The following is a 23864-nucleotide window of genomic DNA, read 5'->3' as shown; positions in this document are numbered from 1 at the left end:
CGAGCGGTCAGGGGGAGATCGGGGCGTACTTTACCCGAGAACTGAGCCTTGCGCGGCCTTAACCGTCGGAAAACTCATCAAAGACCTGAAAAATCAGGCCTTGTTCTTCTGGGCCAGGGCCGCCTTGACGAAGCCGCTGAACAGCGGGTGGCCATCACGCGGGGTGGAAGTGAATTCCGGGTGGAACTGGCAGGCAACGAACCATGGGTGATCCTTGGACTCGACCACTTCCACCAGCGCGCCGTCTTCGGAACGGCCCGAGACCACCAGGCCGGCATCGACCAGTTGTGGCAGCAGGTTGTTGTTCACTTCGTAGCGGTGACGGTGGCGCTCGGTGATCACGTCCTTGCCGTAGCAGTCGTGCACCTTGGAACCGGCAGCCAGCTGGCAGTCCTGTGCGCCCAGACGCATGGTGCCGCCCAGATCCGAAGTTTCGTTGCGGGTTTCGACCGCACCGGTAGCATCTGCCCACTCGGTGATCAGGCCGACTACCGGGTGGCCGCTATTGCGGTCGAACTCGGTGGAGTTGGCGTCTTTCCAGCCCATCACGTTGCGGGCGAATTCGATCACCGCCACTTGCATGCCCAGGCAGATACCCAGGTACGGCACCTTGTTCTCACGGGCGTATTGCACCGCGGTGATCTTGCCTTCCACGCCGCGCAGGCCGAAACCGCCCGGTACCAGGATGGCGTCGGCGCCTTCGAGCAGGCTGGTGCCCTGGTTCTCGATGTCTTCGGAGTCGATGTAGCGCAGGTTGACCTTGGTGCGGTTGCTGATGCCGGCATGGCTCATCGCTTCGATCAGCGACTTGTAGGCATCCAGCAGCTCCATGTACTTGCCGACCATGGCAATGGTGACTTCCTGCTCGGGATTGAGCTTGGCATCGACCACGGCGTCCCATTCGGACAGGTCAGCACTGTCGCACTGCAGGCCGAAGCGCTCGACGACAAAATCGTCCAGGCCTTGCGAATGCAGGATGCCCGGGATCTTGTAGATGGTGTCGGCGTCTTCCAGGGCAATCACCGCGCGTTCTTCAACGTTGGTGAACTGGGCGATCTTGCGGCGCGACGAGCTGTCGATCGGGTGATCGGAGCGGCAGACCAGCACATCAGGCTGCAGACCGATGGAGCGCAGCTCCTTGACCGAATGCTGGGTCGGCTTGGTCTTGGTCTCGCCGGCAGTGGCGATATAAGGAACCAGCGTCAGGTGCATCAGCATGGCGCGCTTGGCGCCCACTTCGAAACGCAGCTGGCGAATAGCCTCAAGGAACGGTTGCGACTCGATGTCACCCACCGTGCCACCAATCTCGACCATCGCCACGTCCGCGTCGCCGGCACCCTTGATGATGCGGCGTTTGATTTCGTCGGTGATGTGCGGGATGACCTGGATGGTCGCGCCCAGGTAGTCACCACGGCGCTCCTTGCGCAGCACGTGCTCGTACACCCGGCCGGTGGTGAAGTTGTTGTTCTGGGTCATCGTGGTGCGGATGAACCGCTCGTAGTGGCCCAGGTCGAGGTCGGTCTCGGCGCCATCGTGGGTGACGAACACTTCACCGTGCTGGAACGGGCTCATGGTGCCCGGATCGACGTTGATGTACGGATCCAGTTTGAGCATGGTGACCTTCAGGCCCCGCGCTTCCAGGATGGCCGCCAGGGAAGCGGAGGCAATGCCTTTCCCCAATGAAGAAACAACACCGCCCGTGACGAATATGTAGCGCGTCATGAAAAACCCTAGAAGTCTGCGTTAAGGCGGCCAGCGCCGCCGGAGAAAGCGAAGGAAGGCCGAAGCCCCCGATCACCTGCGTCAATCACAGTGCATCTCGAAAAACTGCCGCGTCTGTACAGACCAGGGATATCCCCGGCATGGAGCTCGCTCGTCATTTCCAGAATCAGCTCAGCAAAAAACTGCTTGGTAATCGGCAACTGCCGTGTTTCCGAGGAACGCACAGAAGTTGTATCAAGAAGGGAGGGTAGTCTACCGGAATGTACCCTTCAGCTCAAACCTTGCGCGTTCGTCGGAGGCTGCCAGTGAAGCTGGCAATCCGCCTGCCCCAGTCCGGGCAGGTTGGCCACCGCCAGCAGGCGCTCGCCGCCATACAGCAGGGGCAGCCGCGGGCGCACGAAGTGCGGGACTTGCAGCTCGTTGAGCAGGCGCTTCAGGTCGCGTCGGCCACGGCCGGGGATATCCAGTATCTCGCCGCCCTGACGGTAGCCGACGTGCAGTTCACCGTGCAGCTGGGGGCAGACAACACGCACGCTGCCGTTGCCCGGCAACACCAGTGCTTGTGCAGGATCACGCCAGCGTACCCTGCCCGTCGGTTGCTCCAGCCAGTCGCCGCTCAACCACCAGATTCGCCCGTGACTGCGCAGCAACCGACCGTCGGCAAGCCGCCAGACAGGTTGCGCATCCTCGGCTGCGTCGCGCAGGTCATCCCAGCCCGCCCAATGACGGGCATCAGGCAGGCGGGTTCTGCTGTTTAGCCAATACTGCAGCGCATTGCGCTGACGGGCAGGCGACAATGCACCAAGCGTTGCCAGGTCCAACGAATCCAGGCCGGCCCAGGCTGGCGCTGCGCCCTCCCCGGCTTTGGCCAGGTCGCTTGATGCCACTTCATCCAGCAGGCCCAGTGCCTCGCCCAGATGTTCTGCACAGCGCGCGAGATTCTGGCCGGCCTGCGGCCAGCGCTGCTGCAACACCGGGAACACTTCGCCACGCAGGTAATTGCGTGCGAACGCCGTGTCGCTGTTCGACGGGTCTTCGATCCAGCGCAAACCGTGAGTCAGGGCATAGTCATGCAGTTGCTGACGCGGTATCGCCAATAGCGGCCTGACCAGCGTGCCCTGCCCCAGTGGCCGCTGCCCGGGCATGGCCGAGAGGCCGCGCAGGCCGGCGCCGCGCAGCAGGCGGAAAAGCAAGGTTTCGGCCTGGTCGTCGCGGTGCTGGCCGGTAAACAGGATGTCGCCTGGGCCGAGGACCTGCTTGAAGGCGGCATAGCGGGCGTTGCGGGCGGCCTGTTCGAGGCTGGCGCCGGGGCTGACCTGGACGTGGATGACCTGCAGTACGATGCCAAGGCTGTCGCAGATGGCTTGGCAATGGGCGGGCCAGGCGTCGGCGGCGGGTTGCAGGCCGTGGTGGATGTGCAGGGCGCGCAGCGGCGGGGTTGCGTGGCTGCGGCCGTGATGGGCCAGCAGGTGCAGGAGGACGGTGGAATCGAGGCCGCCGGAGAAGGCGATGTACCAGGCGGGGGCGTTGAGCCAAGGGGTGAGGTAGATCATGAGGGCCTCACATGGCTTGAGATCGCAGGGGGTGCTTTGCACCCCTTTCGCCGGCAAGCCAGCTCCCACATTGTCCGCGTAGATGCTGACGCATGCGGGAGTCTGGCTTGCCGGCGATAGGGCCGCAAAGCGGCCCCCGGACAAATCATCGAATCAGAGGCCGTAGCTCATCAGACGGTCGTAACGACGGGCCAGCAGCGCGTCGTGGTCGAACTTGCCGAGCATGTCCAGTTGCTGCACCAGGTCGGCACGGACGCTTTCGGCCATTTTCACCGGGTCGCGGTGGGCACCGCCCAGCGGCTCCTGGATGACCTTGTCGACGATGTCCAGGCTCTTCAGGCGCTCGGCAGTAATGCCCATGGCCTCGGCCGCATCAGCCGCCTTGTCGGAAGTCTTCCACAGGATCGAAGCGCAGCCTTCTGGCGAAATCACCGAGTAGGTGGAGTATTGCAGCATGTTCAACTGGTCGCAGACACCGATGGCCAGCGCGCCGCCAGAACCACCCTCACCGATTACGGTGGCGATGATCGGGGTTTTCAGCCGCGCCATCACGCGCAGGTTCCAGGCGATGGCCTCGCTCTGGTTGCGCTCTTCGGCGTCGATGCCCGGGTAGGCGCCCGGGGTGTCGATGAAGGTCAGGATCGGCATCTTGAAGCGCTCGGCCATTTCCATCAGGCGGCAAGCCTTGCGGTAGCCTTCCGGGCGCGGCATGCCGAAGTTGCGGCGCACCTTCTCGCGTACTTCACGGCCCTTCTGGTGGCCGATGACCATCACCGGCTTGCCGTCCAGGCGCGCGGTACCACCGACGATGGCGGCGTCGTCGGAGAAGTGGCGGTCACCGTGCAGTTCTTCGAACTCGGTGAAGATGTGCTCCAGGTAGTCCAGGGTGTAAGGACGACGTGGATGACGGGCCAGGCGGGCGATCTGCCAGCTGGTCAGGTTGCCGAAGATGCTTTCGGTCAGGGTATTGCTCTTGTCTTGCAGACGGGCAATTTCATCGCTGATGTTCAGCGAGTTGTCGTTGCCTACCAGGCGCAGGCCTTCGATCTTGGCTTGCAGGTCGGCAATCGGCTGTTCGAAATCGAGAAAATTCGGGTTCATAGTCATCCGTCTTGGGTCTACGGCCAGGCGGCCGGCCGGTTGATCCGTTTGGCGCCCTACCTTAAGGGATCAGGCGCATTCAGGTCGAGATTAAATTTTTGTCGATTCAACGATATTGCAGGAAGACGTTCTCACGCCCGAACTGGTCACGCAGCGCCTGAATCAGGCCGTCAGCCGGGTCGATCGCCCACTGCTCGCCGAACTGCAGCATGGCCTTGGCATCGCTGCCGGTGTACTCCAAGGTGATCGGGCACGCCCCGCGATGACGGGTGATCAGCTCGCCCAGCCACTTCAGCCGGTCGCCCTTGAGGGCCTCGTGCGCCACCTTCAGGCGCAGGCTCTCGGCCAGCTTGGTGCGCGCATCTTCCATGGTCATTACCTGCTTCACCCGCAGGCGCAGGCCACCGGAGAAGTCGTCATTGCTGACCTCGCCTTCCACCACCACCATGGCATCGGCCTGCAACAAGGACTGCGCCGCGATGTAGGCGTCGGCAAACAGCGACGCCTCGATCCGCCCCGAGCGGTCATCGAGGGTGACGAAGCCCATCTTGTCGCCCTTCTTGTTCTTCATCACCCGCAACGCGATGATCATGCCGGCGACGGTCTGGGTTTCGCGTGACGGCTTGAGGTCGATGATGCGCTGGCGGGCGAAGCGGCGGATCTCGGTTTCGTACTCGTCGATCGGGTGGCCGGTGAGGTACAGGCCAAGGGTGTCCTTCTCGCCCTTCAGGCGCTCTTTCAGGGTCAGCTCGCGCGCCTTGCGATGGCTGGCATACACGTCGGCGTCGACCTCGTCGAACATGCCGCCGAACAGGTCGATGTGGCCACTGTCGGCGGTGCGGGCGGTCTGCTCGGCGGCCTTGATGGCCTCGCCCAGCGCCGAAAGCAAGGTCGCACGGTTACGGTCGATGTTGGCGTGGTAAGCCTTTATCTCGTCATGGAAATACGGGCCAAGACGGTCCAGCGCGCCACTGCGCACCAGCGCATCGAGGGTGCGCTTGTTGACGCGCTTGAGGTCGATGCGCTCGCAGAAATCGAACAGGTCCTTGAACGGGCCGCCCTCGGCACGGGCTTCGACGATGGCCTCCACCGGGCCCTCGCCGACCCCTTTGATGGCGCCCAGGCCATAGACGATGCGGCCATCGTTGTTGACGGTGAACTTGAAGTCGGAGAAGTTCACGTCCGGGGCGTCGAGGCGCAGCTTCATGTTGCGCACCTCCTCCACCAGTACCACCACCTTGTCGGTGTTGTGCATGTCCGCCGACAGCACCGCCGCCATGAATGGCGCCGGGTAGTGGGTTTTCAGCCAGGCCGTCTGGTACGACACCAGGCCGTAGGCGGCGGAGTGGGACTTGTTGAAGCCGTAGCCGGCAAACTTCTCTACCAGGTCGAAAATGTTGCCCGCAAGATCCGCTTCGATATTGTTGGCCACGCAGCCTTCGATGAAACCGCCCCGCTGCTTGGCCATTTCCTCGGGCTTTTTCTTGCCCATCGCGCGGCGCAGCATGTCGGCACCACCGAGGGTGTAGCCCGCCATTACCTGGGCAATCTGCATCACCTGTTCCTGGTACAGGATGATGCCGTAGGTGGGTGCCAGGACCGGCTTCAGGCCTTCGTACTGGTAGTCGGAGTGCGGGTAGGCCAGTTCGGCGCGGCCGTGCTTGCGGTTGATGAAGTCGTCCACCATGCCCGATTGCAGCGGGCCCGGGCGGAACAGTGCCACCAGTGCGATGAGGTCTTCCAGGCAGTCGGGCTTGAGCTTCTTGATCAGCTCCTTCATGCCGCGCGACTCAAGCTGGAATACCGCCGTGGTTTCGGCTTTCTGCAATAGCTCGTAGGTTTTGCGGTCGTCCAGCGGGATGAAGTCGATATTGAGGTCGGGCAGGTCCTTCTTGGCCTGCTCGCGGTTGATGATCTCCATCGCCCACTTGATGATGGTCAGGGTACGCAGGCCGAGGAAGTCGAACTTCACCAGACCCGCCGCCTCGACGTCATCCTTGTCGAACTGGGTTACCAGGCCACCGCCTTCTTCATCACAGGCAATCGGCGAGAAGTCGGTGAGCTTGGTGGGGGCGATAACCACACCACCGGCGTGCTTGCCGGTACCCCGGGTGACGCCTTCCAGCTTCAGCGCCATGTCCCAGATTTCGCGGGCGTCCTCGTCACCCTTGAGGAAGTCGCGCAGGATTTCTTCCTGCTCGTAGGCCTTCTCCAGGGTCATGCCCACTTCGAACGGGATCATCTTCGAAAGGCGGTCGGCCAGGCCGTAAGACTTGCCCTGCACCCGCGCCACGTCACGCACCACCGCCTTGGCGGCCATGGTACCGAAAGTGATGATCTGGCTGACCGCGTTGCGCCCGTAGGCCTCGGCCACGTAATCGATGACCCGGTCACGGCCGTCCATGCAGAAGTCGACGTCGAAGTCGGGCATGGAAACACGTTCAGGGTTGAGGAAACGTTCGAACAGCAGGTCGTAGGCCAACGGGTCGAGGTCGGTGATCTTCAGTACGTAGGCCACCAGCGAGCCAGCACCCGACCCCCGGCCTGGGCCAACCGGCACGTCGTTGTTCTTGGCCCACTTGATGAAGTCCATGACGATCAGGAAGTAACCGGGGAAGCCCATCTGGATGATGATATCCAGCTCGAACTTCAGGCGGTCCAGGTACTCCTGGCGCTTTTCTTCGTAATTGGGGGTGGTCTCTTTCGGCCACAGCACCGCCAGGCGCTCTTCCAGGCCTTCATGGGACACGTGGCGCAGGTAATCGTCGATGCCCATGCCGTTGGGCGTCGGGAAGTCGGGCAGGAAGTACTTGCCCAGCTGTACCTGGATATTGCAGCGCTTGGCAATTTCCACGGTGTTGGCAATGGCGTCGGGCAGGTCGCTGAACAGCTCGGCCATTTCTGCGGCCGACTTGAGGTACTGCTGGTCACTGTAGTTACGCGGGCGCCGTGGATCGTCGAGGGTCCAGCCTTCGCCGATACAGACGCGGGTTTCGTGGGCGTCGAAGTCGGTCTGCTTGAGAAAGCGCACGTCGTTGGTGGCCACCAGCGGGGCGCCAAGGCGGTCGGCCAGCGCCACGGCGGCGTGCACATACTCTTCGTCGCGAGCGCGGTTGGTGCGCTGCACTTCGACGTAGAAGCGCTCGGGGAACATGCCCATCCAGTCTTGCAGCAACGCGGCAGCTTCATCGTCCCTGCCGGCCAGCAAGGCCATGCCGATGTCACCCTCCTTGCCTGCCGACAGGGCGATCAGGCCCTCGCTGGCAGGTGCGATCCACTCACGCTGAAGGATGACCAGGCCGTTACGCTGACCCTCGGTCCAGCCGCGCGAAATCAGCTCGGTGAGGTTGCGGTAGCCCTGTGGGTCCATCGCCAGGAAGCAAATACGCGACAGCGGTGCTTCCGGGTCGGCGCCGGCCAGCCACAGGTCGGCGCCACTGATCGGCTTGATGCCGGCGCCCATGGCGGTCTTGTAGAACTTGACCAGCGAGCACATGTTGCTCTGGTCGGTAATCGCCACCGCCGGCATGTTCATCCCGGCCAGCGCCTTGGCCAGCGGTTTGATCCGCACCAGGCCGTCAACCAGCGAGAATTCAGAGTGGACGCGCAGGTGAACGAAGGGAACCGACATGGAAGATCCTGTAGCAGTGCTTGACGACAAGGGCGGGATTGTAGCTTATGAGGGAGGATTTGGGGCCTCTGTGGGAGCCGGCTGGTCGGGGCGACGAACCGCGGCGATGGGCCGCAAAGCGGCCCCGGGGTCAGATCAGCGAATCGACCACACCGCTGCGCGCGTCCCATGCTGCCCGCACCGGGGCAAAGGAACGCCGATGAATGGGTGTAGGCCCAAGCCGCGCCAGGGCCTCAAGGTGGACCGGCGTCGGGTAGCCCTTATGCCCACCGATGCCATAACCCGGGTAGATCAGCTCGAACGCGCTCATCTCCCGATCGCGGGACACTTTGGCCAGAATCGAGGCAGCAGCGATCGCCGGTACCTGGCTATCACCCTTGACCACCGGCGCCGATGGCACAGCCAGTTTCGGGCAGCGGTTGCCGTCGATCAGGGCCAGCCTGGGCGTAATGTGCAGGCCCTCGACCGCGCGCTGCATGGCCAGCATCGTGGCTTGCAGAATGTTCAGCCGGTCGATTTCCTCGACCTCGGCACGGGCGATGCAGAAACTCAGGGCCTTTTCGCAGATCTCGTCGAACAGCGCTTCACGCCTGGCTTCGGTGAGTTTCTTCGAATCGTTCAGGCCGAGGATCGGGCGTGCAGGATCAAGGATCACCGCCGCCGTCACCACCGCGCCGCACAGCGGGCCACGGCCCACTTCGTCGACGCCGGCGACCAGGTCTTCGACCAGTTTGAAGTCCAGTCCAGTTTGCATGTCAGCGGTCCTTGAGCAGGGCCAGTACCGCCTCGGCCGCCTGGTTGGAGGCGTCACGGCGCAGGGTGCGGTGAATTTCGTCGAAGCGTTCGGTCTGCTGGCTGCCATCGCCAACCAGTGGCGCCAGGGTGTTGGCCAAGGCTTCGCTGGTGGCGTCGTCCTGCAGCAGCTCGGGTACCAGCTCGCGCTGGGCCAGCAGGTTCGGCAACGAGACGTAGGGGCTTTTCACCAGGCGCTTGAGTATCCAGTAGGTCAAAGGCGCAAGGCGATAGGCGACCACCATCGGACGCTTGTACAGCAGCGCTTCGAGGGTGGCGGTGCCCGAGGCGATCAGTACTGCATCGCAGGCCGCCAGGGCCTGGTGCGACTGGCCATCGAGCAGGGTCAGCGGCAGGTGCCGACCTTCGAGCATCTGCTCGACCTGGGCGCGTCGCGCGGCGTTGGCGCAGGGCAGCACGAAACGCACGCCCGGCACCTGCTGGCACAGGCGTTCGGCGGCATCGAGGAACAACGCCCCAAGGCGCCCTACTTCGCCACCTCGGCTGCCCGGCATCAATGCCACCACCGGCCCGTCGTCGAGGCCCAGCGCAGCACGTGCCGCCGGCCGGTCGGCTTCAAGCGGAATGGTGTCGGCCAGCGGATGGCCGACGAAGCGTACCGGTACGCCCTGCTCCTCGTAAAAGCGCGCCTCGAATGGCAGCAGGGTCAGCATCAGGTCGCAACCCTCGCGAATCTTCAGCACGCGCTTCTGCCGCCACGCCCACACCGAGGGGCTGACGTAGTGCACGGTCTTGATCCCGGCCTGGCGCAGTTTCAGTTCGATGTTTAGGGTGAAATCAGGTGCGTCGATGCCGATGAAGACATCGGGCTTTTCGTCAATCAAGGTCTGGATCAGCAGCTTGCGGCGCTTGAGCAGCTCGCGCAGGCGCCCCAGCACTTCGACCAGGCCCATCACCGCCAGGCGCTCCATGGGGAAGTAGGATTGCAGCCCTTCGGCTTCCATCAAGGGGCCACCAACGCCGATGAAACGGACGTCAGGGTGGCGCGCCTTGAGCGCACGCATCAAGCCTGAACCGAGAATATCACCACTGGCCTCACCTGCGACCAGGGCTACGCAAAGCTGGGCCATATCAGCGGGTGATGCCGCGAGCGGAGTTCACGATCGACTGACGGAACAGGTCGACTTCAGGGTGCTTTTCGGCCATTTCGGCCAATTCCTTCAGCGCGTCTTCGACGGTAAGGCCCTGGCGATAGACAATCTTGTAGCAACGACGCAGCACGTGGATCACCTCGTCGCTGAAACCTCGGCGGCGCATGCCCTCGAAGTTCATGCTGCGGGCTTCGGCAGGGCTGCCGAAGACGGTCACGAAGGCAGGTACGTCCTTGCCGATTGCCGTGCCCATGCCGGAAAACGCGTGGGCACCGATATGGCAGTACTGGTGCACCAGGGTATAGCCGGACAGGATCGCCCAGTCACCCACATGCACATGGCCGGCCAATGCCGTGTTGTTGACCAGGATGCAGTGGTTGCCGATGACACTGTCGTGGCCGATATGGGCGTAGGCCATGATCAGGTTATGGTCGCCCACGGTGGTTTCCGCGCGGTCCTGAACGGTACCGCGGTGAATGGTCACCCCTTCGCGAAACACGTTGTGGTCGCCGATCACCAGGCGCGTCGGTTCACCCTTGTACTTGAGGTCAGGGGTGTCTTCACCGATCGAGGAAAACTGAAAGATACGGTTGTGCTTGCCGATACGGGTCGGCCCTTTGAGCACAACATGCGGGCCGATGACGGTGCCCTCCCCGATTTCTACATCGGGGCCAACGATCGACCAAGGGCCGACCTCGACACCCTCGGCCAGCTTGGCCGAGGGATCGATAATGGCCCGAGGATCAATCGAATTCATAGGGAGCGTTCCGCGCAGGTGATCTGTGCCGAGCAGACCGGCTTGCCGTCGACCAGCGCGCGGCATTCGAACTTCCAGATCATGCTCTTGCGGCTGAGGAACTTGGCTTCCAGTACCAGCTGGTCACCCGGCAGTACTGGTTGACGGAAGCGCAGTTTGTCGGAGCCGACAAAGTAGTACAGGGTTCCATCGGCCGGCTTGGCATCGAGCATCTTGAAACCGAGAATACCGGCCGCCTGGGCCATGGCTTCGATGATCAGGACGCCCGGCATGATCGGGTGCGCTGGAAAATGGCCGTTGAAGAACGGCTCGTTGATGCTGACATTCTTGTAGGCACGAATGCTCTGGGCCTCGAAGTCCAGATCCGTCACACGGTCCACCAACAGGAACGGGTAACGGTGAGGCAGGTATTCGCGAATCTCGTTGATGTCCATCATTTCGGGGGGGAAGCCTGTAATAATAATAGGGAGCGCAGGTGCTGACCAAACGCTCCTTTTGCAGTCCAAAGAGGAGCCAGCTAGCGACTGTTCACTCTTGCTCAGGGAATGGTATCAGCCTTCTGATGCCGGCAGGCCACCTGAGGTCACGGTATCGACGCGTTTTTCCAGCTGCTGGAGACGCTTGGCGATGTCGTCCAGATGGCGGATGCGCGCGGCGCTCTTGCGCCATTCAGCCAGTGGCTGCATGGCAGTGCCGGAAGAATAGGCACCCGGTTCTGTGATCGAACGGGTCACCATGGTCATCCCGGACACGAAAACGTTATCACAGACATCGATATGGCCAACCATGCCGACACCGCCGGCGATGGTGCAATGCTTGCCAATGCGCGTGCTGCCGGAGATACCGACGCAGGCGGCCATGGCCGTATGCTCACCGATCTGCACGTTGTGGGCGATCTGGATCTGGTTGTCGAGCTTGACCCCGTCAGCGATCCGCGTGTCCGACAGTGCACCGCGGTCGACCGCAGTGTTGACACCGATTTCCACGTCATCGCCAATGGTCACGCCACCGATCTGGGCGATCTTGCGCCACACGCCCTTCTCGTTGGCGAAGCCGAAGCCTTCACCACCAATCACCGCACCCGACTGGATCACCACACGCTTGCCGATGGTCACGTCATGGTACAGGGTGACCCGTGGCGCCAGCCAGCCGCCCTCACCGATCACGCAACGGGCACCGACCACGCAGTGTGCACCCACACTGACATTTGCCGCGATGCGCGCGCCGCTTTCAATGACCGCAAACGGCCCGATGCTGGCACTGGCATCCACCTGCGCGTCCTCAGCCACCACGGCGCTGGGATGAATACCCGCCACAGCCTTGGGTTTGGGGTCGAACAGGTGGGAAATGCGCGCATAGGCCAGGTACGGATCGGCGACGATCAGTGCATTGCCGGCAAAGCTATCGGCATCCGCAGCCTTCAGCAGCACCGCAGCCGCCTGGCTGTTGTCCAGGTATTTGCGGTACTGCGGGTTGGCGAGGAAGCTCAATTGGCCGGGGCCAGCCTCCTGCAAGGTGGCCAGCCCGGTAATCTGCAGCGCCTCGGGCCCCTTGAGGGTGGCACCGAGGGCCTCGGCCAGCTGGCCTAGCGTCATGGTCACACTCATATCAACGGGCTTGGTTCATGCGCTCGATGACCTGGCGGGTGATGTCGTACTGAGGCTTGACATCGATGACCGCACCACGTTCGAGAACCAGGTCGAAACCACCCTTCTTGATCACTTCCTCGACAGCGCCATCCAGCTTCGGCTTCAGCTGCTTGAGCATGTCGCGGTCGGCAACGGCCTTGGCTTCGTTCAGCTCCTTGGACTGGAACTGGAAGTCGCGGGCCTTCTGCTTGAATTCGAGCTCCAGGCGCTCGCGCTCCTGCTGCTGCATCTTGTCACCGCCCTTGATCAGGCGGTCCTGGATGCCCTTGGCGCTGCTTTCCAGGCTTTTCAGCTTGGTCAGTTGCGGGCCGAATTTTTTCTCGGCATCAACCGCGTACTTCTTGGCGGCATCCGATTCGAGCAGGGCCATCTGATAGTTCAGCACGGCGACCTTCATTTCGGCGAAAGCCGGGGTGGCGACCAGCGCCGCGGCCACTACGGCCAGTTGAGCCAATTTACGCACGATGCACTCCTGGATAAACCGTTGTCGTTAAGCGAGGGCCGACCTTAGAAGGTCTGGCCCAGAGAGAATTGGAACACTTGAGTATCGGCATCGTCCGGCTTCTTGACCGGCATCGCCAGGCTGAAGCTCAACGGGCCCAGCGCGGTAATCCAGGTCACACCCAGGCCGACCGAGCTGGCCATGCCCGAGAACCCGACCTTCTCGCAATCAGGCTTGTTGCCGCAATTGGTGTCGAACACGTTACCCACATCCCAGAATACGGAGGTGCGCAGGGAACGCTGGTCTTTCACGAACGGCAGCGGGAACAGCAATTCGACACCACCTTGCACCAGCACGTTGCCACCGAACGGCAGCGGATCCTGGTCCGGGTCGGCGATGGTGCCAGGCCGGTTACCATTGCTCGGGGTGCTGCGTGGGCCCAGGCTGCTGTCCTTGAAGCCACGCACGGAGTTGAAGCCACCCGCGAAGTAGTTCTCGTAGAACGGCAGGCCAGAGGTGCTGCCATAACCATCACCATAGCCCAGCTCGGTGTGCAGGCGCAGGGTGTAGTCGTTGTTGATCGGCTGGAACAGCTGGCCGCGGTAGTCGAGCTTGAAGAACGACAGGTCGCTGCCCGGAATGGTGGACTCCAGGGTCAGGCTCTGGGAATGACCACGGGTCGCCAGCACGCCTTTGTTCAGGGTCGATTCCGACCAGCCGATCGAGGCCTTGAAGTTGAGGAAGTTGTCGCCTTCCTGGTCGAGGAAATCGAAGATCTCGTCAACGGTGTACTTGCCGGTCTTGATCTTGTCCTGCTGCACGCTCAGGCCGTAGGTCAGGCGCGAGGTTTCGCTGATCGGGTAACCCAGGCTGACGCCCGCACCGTAGCTGTCCACCGCATAGCTGGCCACGTCGACGTCGAGGTCGTCGTAGTCGGTGCTGCGGTAGAAGGCGTTGTAGCCCAGGCTGACGCCGTCGGCAGTGAAGTAGGGGTCGACGAAGCCGAAGTTGTAGCGGGTCTGGTATTCCGAACGGGTCAGGCCGATGGACACCTTGTTACCGGTACCGAGGAAGTTGCTCTGGCTGATCGAACCACCGAGGATCAGGCCGGCGCTCTGAGCAAAACCGACGCTGGCGGTGATCGAGCCGGACGCCTGCTCTTCGACGCTGTAGTTGACGTCGACCTGGTCGTCGGTGCCTGGCACTGGCGGGGTCTCGACGTTGACTTCCTTGAAGAAGCCCAGGCGCTCGAGGCGGGTCTTGGACTGGTCGATCAGGTAGGTCGACGCCCAGCCACCTTCCATCTGGCGCATCTCGCGACGCAGCACTTCGTCTTCGGTCTTGGTGTTGCCGCGGTAGTTGATGCGGTTGACGTAGGCACGCTTGCCCGGGTCGACCACGAACATGATGTCGACCGTGTGGTCCTGCTCGTTCGGCTGTGGCACGCCGTTGACGTTGGCGAAGGTATAGCCTTCGTTACCCAGGCGGCGGGTGATCAGCTCGGAGGTGGTGGTCATCACCTTGCGCGAGAATACCTGGCCCGGCTGCACCAGCAGCAGCGACTGAACCTGGTCCTGCGGCACCTTCAGGTCACCGGACAGCTTCACGTCGCGAACGGTGTACTTCTCGCCTTCGTTGATGTTGACGGTGATGTAGACGTGTTTCTTGTCCGGCGTGATGGACACCTGGGTAGAGGCGATGTCCATGTTGATGTAGCCGCGGTCCAGGTAGTAGGAACGCAGGCGTTCCAGGTCACCGGAAAGTTTTTCGCGGGCGTACTTGTCGTCGTTCTTGAAGAACGACAGCCAGTTGGTGGTTTTCAGCTCGAACAGCTGCCCCAGGGTTTCATCGTCGAACACGTTGTTGCCAACGATGTTGATGTGCTGGATGGCAGCCACGGTGCCTTCGTTGATCTTGATCTTCAGCGCCACGCGGTTGCGCGGCTGCGGCACCACTTCGGCGTCGACTTCGGCCGAGTAGCGGCCCTGGGCCACGTACTGGCGCTGCAGCTCATTACGCACACCTTCGAGGGTGGCACGCTGGAAGATCTCGCCTTCGGCCAGGCCCGATTGCTTCAGGCCCTTCATCAGGTCTTCGGTGCTGATCGCCTTGTTGCCTTCGATCTCGATGCTGGACACCGACGGGCGCTCGACCACATTGATGATCAGCACATTGCCGTCGCGATTCAGCTGGATGTCCTGGAAGAACCCGGTCTTGAACAGCGAGCGGGTCGAGTCCACCAGGCGGCGGTCGTCGGCCTGGTCGCCGACGTTCAGCGGCAGGGCACCGAAGACACTGCCGGCGGAAACCCGCTGCAGGCCGTTGACGCGGATATCGGAGATGGTGAAGGACTCGGCGTGAACTTCAGCGATCATCAGTGCGGACATGACCGCAGTTAGCAGCAGACGTTTCATGAAGTCCTTTTATTCCAACTGGCAATAAACAACCCGCCGTGACAACACGGCAGGTTTGCAATTGAGCGAAGCTTTATAGTCGACCCAGATCGTTGATCAGGGCGAGCAACATCACCCCTACGACCAAACTGATACCGATCTGGACCCCCCAACCTTGCACCCGATCTGAGAGCGGACGACCGCGCGCCCACTCGACCAGGTAAAACAGCAAATGCCCCCCATCCAGTACCGGTATGGGCAGCAAGTTAAGAACCCCTAGGCTTATGCTCAGGTAGGCCAGGAAATTCAGGAAATCTCCGACGCCGGACTGGGCTGAAGCGCCCGCCACTTTAGCAATGGTTATCGGTCCGCTCAAGTTTTTTACCGAGAGCTCCCCGAACAGCATTTTCTTCAGTGATTCAAGGGTCAGGACGCTCATGCTCCAGGTGCGCGACAAGCCCTCACCCACCGCATCCAGCGGCCCGTAGCTGACTTCGCGGAGCATGTCGGCAGGCCATTCGCCACCTTTTACCCCCGCCCCCAGGTAACCACCAACCGCCTTGCCCTCACCCTTGCGGGCCAATGTCACCGGCACGTCCAGGGCAGCGCCCTCGCGCTCGACGCGCACCACCACCTTGGCATCCGGGCGCGCACGCACGCTGTCCACCACTTGCTGCCATTGCGTCACCGCCACCCCATCGAGGCTCAGCAGCTTGTCACCGGTTTTAAGGCCTGCAGCCGCTGCGGGGCCCTTCGGGTCGATCTCGGCCAGCACCGGCACGATCGCCGGGCGCCAAGGGTGCAGCCCCAGGGACTGGATCGGGTCCGGCTCGTCGGCGCCTTTCAGCCAGCTGTCCAGCTTCACCTGCAGCTGGCGCTCGGCGCTGGCACCTTCATCACGCACCCCTACCTGCAAGGTGCCACTTTCGCCCAGGCGGCGCACCAGTTGCAGATTGACCGCCGACCAGCCGCTGGTCGGCTTACCGTCGACGGAAACGATTTCCTGACCCGCCGTCAGGCCGGCCGAGGCGGCCAGGCTGCCGGCGTCTACCGCACCGATCACCGGGCGGATCTGCTGGGTGCCCAGCATTGCCAGCACCCAGAAGAAAAAGATCGCCAGCAGGAAGTTGGCGATCGGGCCCGCCGCGACGATCGCGATGCGCTGGCGCACGGACTTGCGGTTGAACGACTGGTCGGCCAGCGCGGGCGGCACATCGCCTTCACGCTCGTCGAGCATCTTGACGTAGCCCCCCAGCGGAATCGCCGCGACCACGAACTCGGTACCCTGGCGGTCATGCCAGCGCAGCAGCGGCGTGCCGAAGCCCACCGAGAAGCGCAGCACCTTGACGCCGCAGCGGCGCGCGACCCAGAAGTGGCCGAATTCGTGGAAGGTGACCAGCACACCCAAGGCCACGAGGGTGCCGATAATCATGTAGAGCGCTGTCATGTCCATCTCCGAATGATGTTCAGCGGGCCGGCGTCATGCCCAGCCCCTCGCGAACCGTGGTGGGCCTGCATCAGCGACCGTGACGCCTCAGCCACTCACGGGAAAGCTCCCGGGCACGCTGGTCGGCGGCGAACACCGCGTCCAGCGACGGCAGCGGTACGACGGGCTCCTGATCGAGCACCTGTTCGATCATACCCGCGATATCGGGGAAGCGGATACGCCGCTCGAGAAATGCCTCGACCGCCACTTCGTTGGCCGCGTTCAGTACGGCGGGTGCGCTATTGCCGGCCTCGGCAGCCTGCCGGGCCAGGCGCAGGCAAGGGAAGCGCTGTTCGTCGGGCGCCTGGAAATCCAGACGGGCGATGGCAAACAAGTCCAGCGGAGCCACGCCCGAATCGATCCGCTCAGGCCAGGCCAAGGCATTGGCGATTGGTGTGCGCATGTCCGGGTTGCCCAACTGCGCCAGCACCGAACCGTCCACATAGTCGACCAGGGAGTGGATCACGCTCTGCGGATGCACCACTACCTCGACCTTGGCCGGCACGGCATCGAACAACCAGCAGGCTTCGATCAACTCGAGCCCCTTGTTCATCATGCTGGCCGAATCCACGGATATCTTGCGCCCCATGGACCAGTTGGGGTGCGCGCAGGCTTGCTCCGGCGTCACGTCCAGCAACGCCTCGACAGGCGTTTCGCGGAACGGGCCTCCAGAGGCTGTGAGCAGGATTCGACGGACACCCACGGCACTCAGGCCGCGCGCGTAGTCGCCAGGCATGCACTGGAAGATTGCGTTGTGCTCGCTGTCGATCGGCAGCAGCACGGCGCCGCTGCGCCGCACCGACTCCATGAACAGCGCCCCGGACATTACCAGGGCTTCCTTGTTGGCCAGCAACACCTTCTTGCCCGCTTCGACCGCCGCCAAGGTCGGGCGCAGGCCGGCTGCACCGACAATGGCGGCCATCACCGCGTCCACCTCAGCAGCGCAGGCAACCTGGCAAAGGCCCGCCTCGCCTTCGAGCACCTCGGTAGCACAGCCAGCCGCTGCCAGGCCCTCGCGCAGTCGCGCGGCCGCCTCGGTGCTGGGCACCACGGCAAAGGCCGGGCGATGCCGCACGCACAACGCCAGCAACTCGTCGACGCGCGAATAGCCGCTCAAGGCAAACGCCTGGTAACGGTCAGGGTGACGCGCGATCACGTCCAGCGTGCTCAGGCCGATCGAGCCAGTGGCGCCCAGCACGGTAATGCGCTGCGGGCGACTCACATCACACCCCATTCGGCAGCCCACAACAGCACGGCGAAAATCGGGATGGCCGCGGTAAGGCTATCGATGCGATCGAGCACGCCGCCATGGCCAGGCAGCAGGTTACTGCTGTCCTTGATGCCGGAACGACGCTTGAACATGCTCTCGGTCAGGTCACCGACCACAGAGGCCATGACCAGCAGCGCGGCACCCAGCAGGCCCAGCAGGATCTGGCCGACGCCCCAGTCGCGGCTGATGCCGACCCCCAGGGTAATCAGCAGGCTGACCGCCAGGCCACCGTACACGCCTTCCCAGCTCTTGCCCGGACTGACCTGCGGGGCCAGCTTGCGCTTGCCGAACGCGCGCCCGGAAAAGTACGCGCCTATGTCGGCGGCCCATACCAGCACCATTACCGACAGGATCAGCCAGTTGCCCAGCGGCCAGTGCTTGAGCAGTACCAGCCCTTGCCAGGCCGGCAGCAGCACCAGCAGGCCGATCAGCAATCGGCAGGCGGCACTGGCCCACAGTTCGCTGCTGCGCGGGTAGGTAAGCACCAGCCAGGTGGCCAACCCCCACCAGATAACTGCAGCCCCCAGCACCCAGGGCGCCAGCTCGGGAAGCACATACAGCAGCATCAGCGCCCCAGCGACCGCTGCGGCATAAGCGATGCGCAGCGGCTGGGCCATCAGCCCGGCGAGGCGCGCCCACTCCCATGCACCCAGGGTGACCACAAAGCCGATGAACAGGGCGAAATCCCCGCCGTTGAGCAGGAAGAAACCGCCCAGCGCGATCGGCAGCAGGATCAGCGCGGTAATGATGCGTTGTTTAAGCATTAAGCACGAGCTCCAGCCTCGACCTGCTCGCTCGTCTTACCGAAGCGGCGCTGGCGCGAAGCGAAATCGGCCAGGGCATTGCGCATGGCCTCGTGTTTGAAGTCCGGCCAGTACAGGTCGGAGAAGTACAGTTCTGCGTAGGCCAGCTGCCACAGCAGGAAGTTGCTGATGCGGTGCTCGCCACCAGTGCGGATGCACAGGTCCGGCAGCGGTAGCTCGCCGGTCGACAGGCAGGTCTGCAAAAGGCCCGGGGTGATATCGTCCGGGCGCAGGTGCCCGGCCTGCACTTCCCGCGCCAGCCGCTGGGCCGCCTGGGCGATATCCCATTGGCCGCCATAGTTGGCCGCGATCTGCAGGATGAAGCGATTGCTGCCGGCGGTCAGCGCCTCGGCTTCGCGCATGGCAGCCTGCAACTCGGGATGAAACCGTGAACGGTCACCAATGATGCGCAGGCTGATGTTGTTCTCGTTGAGGCGCCTGGCCTCGCGGCGCAGCGCCGAGAAGAACAGTTCCATCAGTGCACCGACCTCTTCGGCGGGGCGCTGCCAGTTTTCACTGGAGAACGCGAACAGGGTCAGCACTTCGACCCCGGACTGGGCGCACACCTCGATGACCGCGCGAACGGCGTCGACGCCCGCCTTGTGCCCGGCAACGCCGGGCAGCAGGCGTTTTTTCGCCCAGCGGTTGTTGCCATCCATGATGATCGCGACATGACGCGGCACCGAGGACGGCGCCGCTGGCTTGGTCTTTTCCATTAAAAAACCCCGGCCTTAGACGGCCATCAGGTCCTTTTCCTTGGCCTTGAAGGCTGCATCGGCGTCAGCAACGAACTTGTCGGTGAGCTTCTGGATCTCGTCAGCGGCGCGACGTTCTTCGTCCTCGCTGATTTCCTTGTCCTTGGTCAGCTTTTTCAGGTCGGCCAGGGCATCGCGGCGCACGTTGCGCACGGCCACCTTGGCATCCTCGACAACGCCGCTGGCCTGCTTGGTATAGCCCTTGCGGGTTTCCTCGGTCAGGGCCGGCATCGGCACACGAATAGTGGTACCGGCGCTGGACGGGTTCAGGCCCAGGTCGGAGGTGAGGATGGCTTTCTCGATGGCCGCGCTGAGATTCTTGTCGTGGGCAACGATTTTCAGGGTGCGGGCATCTTCGACGCTGATCGCGGCAACCTGGTTCAGCGGCATCTCGCTACCCCAGGCGGTGACCTTGACGCTGTCGAGGATGCTCGGATGGGCGCGACCGGTGCGGATCGCGGCCAGGTGGCGACCCAGGGCCTCGAGGGACTTGGTCATGCGCTCCTGCGCGTCTTTCTTGATGTCGTTGATCATTTTTGAACTTCCTCGATCAGAGTTCCTTCCGCGCCGCCATGCACGATGTTCAGCAGGGCGCCGGGCTTGTTCATGTTGAAGACGCGCAGTGGCATCTTGTGGTCGCGGCACAGACAGATTGCCGTCAGGTCCATCACACCCAGCTTGCGATCCAGCACTTCATCGTAGGTCAGATGATCGAACTTCTCGGCATGCGGGTCCTTGAATGGATCTGCAGTGTATACACCATCGACCTTGGTTGCCTTCAATACCACATCGGCATCGATTTCGATGGCGCGCAGGCAAGCGGCAGAGTCGGTGGTGAAGAACGGGTTGCCAGTACCGGCAGCGAAGATTACGACTTCCTTGGCGTTGAGGTGGCGCATGGCCTTGCGGCGATCATAGTGATCGGTCACGCCAACCATGGAGATCGCCGACATGACGATGGCGGTAATGTTTGCCCGCTCCAGCGCGTCGCGCATGGCCAGGCCATTCATCACGGTGGCCAGCATGCCCATGTGGTCGCCGGTAACGCGGTCCATGCCGGCTGCACTGAGCGCCGCACCACGGAACAGGTTGCCACCACCGATCACCAGGCCTACCTGGACACCGATGCCGACCAGCTGGCCGACTTCCAGCGCCATGCGATCCAGGACCTTGGGGTCGATCCCGAACTCTTCCGAGCCCATCAGGGCCTCGCCGCTAAGTTTGAGTAGAATGCGTTTATAGCGAGCCTGATGACCACTGCCCTGCTGAGCCATTGCGAATCTCTCCTGCGGCGTTTGTAAAATTCTGGCGGGCTTCTTGAGCCTGCGTATAACTCTAATGTGACGCAGCGACTGCGTCAGCGAGCAACGGCCTTGTAAACCGCTCCCGCTTTGACAAAGAGGCTGCGCGCGTGAGCGGGCAGCCTCTTTGTGGCGACAGACGGGGCTGTCTTACTGCTTGGCAGCAGCCAGCTGGGCGGCAACTTCTTCAGCGAAGTTGTCGACCGGCTTCTCGATGCCTTCGCCTACTTTGAAGTAGGTGAACGAAACGATTTCAGCACCGGCTTTCTTGGCCAGCTCGCCGACCTTGACTTCCGGGTTCATGACGAAAGCTTGCTCTTTCAGCGAGGCTTCGGCCTTGAACTTGGTGATACGACCGTTGATCATGTTCTCAACGATGTTTTCCGGCTTGCCGGCGATCTTGTCAGCGTTCAGCTGCAGGAAGACGGCCTTCTCGCGCTCGATGGCTTCGGCGGAGATTTCCGACGAATCCAGGAACTCCGGATTCGAAGCGGCAACGTGCATGGCGATGTTCTTGGCCAGCTCGACGTCGCCGCCTTTCAGGACAACGACAGCACCGATCTTGTTGCCGTGCAGGTAGGCACCGACAACGTCACCCTCAACGCGCACCAGGCGACGGATGTTGACGTTCTCGCCTACCTTGGCAACCAGGGCTTCACGAGCAGCTTCACGCGAAGCGATCAGCGGAGCGGCGTCGGTCAGCTTCTGGGCGAAGGCTTCTTCGAGGCTTTCGGCGACGAAGGTCTTGAAGTCGTCTTGCAGGGCCAGGAAGTCGGTCTGCGAGTTCACTTCCAGCAGGACGGCGGATTTACCGTCGGTCTTGACGGCGATAGCGCCTTCAGCAGCGACGTTGCCAGCCTTTTTGGCGGCCTTGATGGCGCCCGAGGCACGCATGTCGTCAATGGCTTTTTCGATGTCGCCGCCAGCCTTTTCCAGGGCTTTCTTGCAATCCATCATGCCTTCGCCGGTACGCTCGCGCAGTTCTTTGACCAGCGCTGCAGTAATTGCTGCCATTTCAAAATCCTCTTGGAAAGTTTTTCAACCATTCCACCCGTTGCTCACGGGCGTTCAATTCTGCAAATCCGCTGTTTTTGACTCAGCGGGCCCATGATGCGGGGCCGATGCTGACAGCAGGATTTCAAGGTGGCAAAAAGGGGGCAGAGCCCCCTTTTTGCGTGCCAAGTCGACGCTAGCGTCTAATTACTCGGCAGCAGGTGCAGCCGCTTCTTCAGCGTAGACTTCGGTGCCGCCAGCAACGTGGTTGCGGCCGCGGATGATGGCGTCAGCCATCGAAGTCATGTACAGCTCGATAGCGCGAATGGCGTCATCGTTACCTGGGATGATGTAGTCAACACCTTCCGGGCTGCTGTTGGTATCGACAACGCCGATAACCGGGATACCCAGCTTGTTGGCTTCGGTGATCGCGATGCGCTCGTGATCAACGTCGATAACGAACAGGGCATCAGGCAGACCGCCCATGTCCTTGATACCACCCAGGCTGCGGTCCAGTTTTTCCAGATCGCGCGAACGCATCAGGGCTTCTTTCTTGGTCAGCTTGGCAAAGGTGCCATCTTCGGCCTGGGTTTCCAGGTCGCGCAGACGCTTGATCGAAGCACGAATGGTCTTGTAGTTGGTCAGCATGCCGCCCAACCAGCGGTGGTCAACGTATGGCGAACCGGCGCGAGCAGCTTGCTCGGCCACGATCTTGCCGGCGGAACGCTTGGTACCGACGAACATGATCTTGTTCTTGCCCTGAGCCAGACGCTCTACGAACGCCAGGGCGTCGTTGAACATTGGCAGGGTTTTTTCCAGGTTGATGATGTGAATCTTGTTACGCGCGCCGAAAATGTACTTGCCCATTTTCGGGTTCCAGTAACGGGTCTGGTGGCCGAAGTGCACACCGGCCTTCAGCATATCGCGCATATTGACTTGGGACATGATAGTTCCTTGGTAAGTCGGGTTGGGCCTCCACGCATCCCAATGACCAACCCGCGATTCCGAAGAGATCGGGGCACCCAGGTCATCGTGTCGACACGTGTGTGGGTTTGAAGCTCACGGGGTCATCCCCGAAAGCGGCGCATTTTATACCACAGACCGCGAGCGAACGGAACCCGAATACTGTTGCGTCCGTCAGCGGCTTTTGCAGCACCCCGGCTTTCGCGCCAGAATGCCAGCTGTAGACAGCAGCATGGCCGCCTTTATCCCGACCGATCGGCGCCCTGCTCTGCTAGAATCCGGCCTTTCCCGTTTGTTCGCGCCGTGCACGGCGCCGTAGAGAGCCTGTAATGACCGTCACCATCAAGACCGCAGAAGACATCGAGAAGATGCGCATCGCTGGCCGCCTGGCCGCCGAAGTGCTGGAAATGATCGAAGAGCACGTCAAGCCCGGTGTCACCACCGAAGCGCTCGACCGCCTGTGCCACGACTATATCGTCAACGTCCAGCAGGCCATCCCGGCACCGCTCAACTACAAGGGCTACCCGAAGTCGATCTGCACCTCGATCAACCATGTGGTCTGCCACGGCATACCCAACGACAAGCCGCTCAAGGACGGTGACACGCTGAACATCGATGTCACCGTGATCAAGGACGGCTACCACGGCGACACCAGCCGCATGTTCCACGTCGGCACCGTGCCGGTATGGGCCGAGCGCCTGTCCCAGGTCACCCAGGAATGCATGTACAAGGCCATCGAACTGGTCAAGCCGGGCTGCCGCCTGGGCGACATCGGCGAAGTGATCCAGAAGCACGCGGAAAAGAACGGCTTCTCGGTGGTGCGCGAGTTCTGCGGCCACGGTATCGGCAAGATATTCCACGAAGAGCCGCAGATTCTGCACTACGGCCGCGCCGGCACCGGCATGGAACTCAAAGAAGGCATGACCTTCACCATCGAGCCGATGATCAACCAGGGCAAGGCCGACACCAAGGTGCTGGGCGACGGCTGGACCGCCATCACCAAGGACCGCAAGCTCTCGGCCCAGTGGGAGCACACCCTGGTGGTGACTGCGACCGGCTACGAGATCTTCACCCTGCGCAAGGACGACACCATCCCGCGCATCTCGGCCTGACCGCACGCCGGCAGCCACCCCCGACAGGA

At 62.4% G+C, this 23864-nt stretch carries 20 protein-coding genes; 1 reads left to right on the top strand and 19 read right to left on the bottom strand.

Annotation, left to right across the window (positions count from 1 at the left end; genetic code table 11):
• Positions 1–93: 93 nt before the first annotated feature.
• The 19 genes from pyrG to rpsB all read right to left on the bottom strand — a co-directional run bounded on the left by pyrG (position 94) and on the right by rpsB (position 22705).
• Positions 94–1722: a CTP synthase gene (gene pyrG / locus AC5O5I_RS05475; protein WP_172219552.1), complete on the bottom strand. Its 1629-nt coding sequence runs from the start codon at positions 1720–1722 to the stop codon at positions 94–96.
• A 269-nt stretch (positions 1723–1991) separates the two neighbouring features.
• Positions 1992–3275: a tRNA lysidine(34) synthetase TilS gene (tilS, locus tag AC5O5I_RS05470; RefSeq protein ID WP_172285374.1), complete on the bottom strand. Its 1284-nt coding sequence runs from the start codon at positions 3273–3275 to the stop codon at positions 1992–1994.
• A gap of 153 nt (positions 3276–3428) precedes the next feature.
• A complete protein-coding gene (gene accA / locus AC5O5I_RS05465; protein ID WP_172219540.1) occupies positions 3429–4376 on the bottom strand; it encodes an acetyl-CoA carboxylase carboxyl transferase subunit alpha in 948 nt (315 codons plus the stop codon).
• A gap of 106 nt (positions 4377–4482) precedes the next feature.
• Positions 4483–8007 carry a DNA polymerase III subunit alpha gene (gene dnaE / locus AC5O5I_RS05460; RefSeq protein ID WP_494512182.1) on the bottom strand — a complete coding sequence of 1175 codons (3525 nt, stop codon included), beginning with the start codon at positions 8005–8007 and terminating at the stop codon, positions 4483–4485.
• A gap of 130 nt (positions 8008–8137) precedes the next feature.
• Positions 8138–8761, bottom strand: coding sequence for a ribonuclease HII (gene rnhB / locus AC5O5I_RS05455; protein WP_172219536.1), 624 nt, complete (start codon positions 8759–8761; stop codon positions 8138–8140).
• A gap of 1 nt (position 8762) precedes the next feature.
• Positions 8763–9890: a lipid-A-disaccharide synthase gene (lpxB, locus tag AC5O5I_RS05450; RefSeq protein ID WP_172219534.1), complete on the bottom strand. Its 1128-nt coding sequence runs from the start codon at positions 9888–9890 to the stop codon at positions 8763–8765.
• A 1-nt stretch (position 9891) separates the two neighbouring features.
• Complete coding sequence (gene lpxA / locus AC5O5I_RS05445) at positions 9892–10668, bottom strand: acyl-ACP--UDP-N-acetylglucosamine O-acyltransferase (protein ID WP_172219532.1); 777 nt, start codon at positions 10666–10668, stop codon at positions 9892–9894.
• On the bottom strand, positions 10665–11105 hold the full coding sequence (gene fabZ, locus AC5O5I_RS05440; RefSeq protein ID WP_008094893.1) for a 3-hydroxyacyl-ACP dehydratase FabZ: 441 nt from the start codon (positions 11103–11105) through the stop codon (positions 10665–10667). Before fabZ ends, lpxA begins: the two co-directional genes overlap by 4 nt.
• 114 nt (positions 11106–11219) lie before the next feature.
• Positions 11220–12275: a UDP-3-O-(3-hydroxymyristoyl)glucosamine N-acyltransferase gene (gene lpxD, locus AC5O5I_RS05435; protein WP_172219530.1), complete on the bottom strand. Its 1056-nt coding sequence runs from the start codon at positions 12273–12275 to the stop codon at positions 11220–11222.
• 1 nt (position 12276) lies between these two features.
• Positions 12277–12780: an OmpH/Skp family outer membrane protein gene (locus AC5O5I_RS05430; protein ID WP_012270843.1), complete on the bottom strand. Its 504-nt coding sequence runs from the start codon at positions 12778–12780 to the stop codon at positions 12277–12279.
• A 44-nt stretch (positions 12781–12824) separates the two neighbouring features.
• Positions 12825–15173, bottom strand: coding sequence for an outer membrane protein assembly factor BamA (gene bamA / locus AC5O5I_RS05425; RefSeq protein ID WP_172285371.1), 2349 nt, complete (start codon positions 15171–15173; stop codon positions 12825–12827).
• Between the two features lie 73 nt (positions 15174–15246).
• Entirely contained in the window at positions 15247–16599 is a 1353-nt protein-coding gene (rseP, locus tag AC5O5I_RS05420) for an RIP metalloprotease RseP (RefSeq protein ID WP_494512181.1), read from the bottom strand.
• 70 nt (positions 16600–16669) lie between these two features.
• Complete coding sequence (gene ispC, locus AC5O5I_RS05415) at positions 16670–17860, bottom strand: 1-deoxy-D-xylulose-5-phosphate reductoisomerase (protein WP_172219525.1); 1191 nt, start codon at positions 17858–17860, stop codon at positions 16670–16672.
• Entirely contained in the window at positions 17857–18672 is an 816-nt protein-coding gene (locus AC5O5I_RS05410; protein ID WP_172219523.1) for a phosphatidate cytidylyltransferase, read from the bottom strand. Before AC5O5I_RS05410 ends, ispC begins: the two co-directional genes overlap by 4 nt.
• The gene (gene uppS / locus AC5O5I_RS05405) at positions 18672–19427 is read right to left on the bottom strand and encodes a polyprenyl diphosphate synthase (RefSeq protein WP_172219521.1); all 756 of its coding nucleotides are present in this window, start codon (positions 19425–19427) and stop codon (positions 18672–18674) included. Before uppS ends, AC5O5I_RS05410 begins: the two co-directional genes overlap by 1 nt.
• Positions 19428–19442: 15 nt before the next feature.
• On the bottom strand, positions 19443–20000 hold the full coding sequence (gene frr, locus AC5O5I_RS05400) for a ribosome recycling factor (protein ID WP_172219519.1): 558 nt from the start codon (positions 19998–20000) through the stop codon (positions 19443–19445).
• Positions 19997–20740, bottom strand: a complete 744-nt coding sequence (gene pyrH / locus AC5O5I_RS05395) for a UMP kinase (protein WP_027920035.1) — start codon at positions 20738–20740, stop codon at positions 19997–19999. The genes frr and pyrH overlap by 4 nt, the downstream gene beginning before the upstream one ends.
• Before the next feature lie 177 nt (positions 20741–20917).
• Positions 20918–21781, bottom strand: a complete 864-nt coding sequence (gene tsf, locus AC5O5I_RS05390) for a translation elongation factor Ts (protein ID WP_172231884.1) — start codon at positions 21779–21781, stop codon at positions 20918–20920.
• A 186-nt stretch (positions 21782–21967) separates the two neighbouring features.
• Positions 21968–22705, bottom strand: a complete 738-nt coding sequence (gene rpsB, locus AC5O5I_RS05385) for a 30S ribosomal protein S2 (protein ID WP_172231881.1) — start codon at positions 22703–22705, stop codon at positions 21968–21970.
• A gap of 347 nt (positions 22706–23052) precedes the next feature.
• On the opposite strand from rpsB, the gene map reads away from it, so the two are divergent.
• Positions 23053–23835 (top strand): type I methionyl aminopeptidase, encoded by a 783-nt coding sequence (gene map, locus AC5O5I_RS05380; protein WP_494512180.1) that lies wholly within the window; start codon positions 23053–23055, stop codon positions 23833–23835.
• Positions 23836–23864: the final 29 nt, after the last annotated feature.

The sequence above is a fragment of the Pseudomonas sp. 9_2_1 genome, from assembly GCF_059295275.1.
Note: the sequence above shows the minus strand (reverse complement) of the source record. Positions and strands in the feature narration are given on the sequence as shown.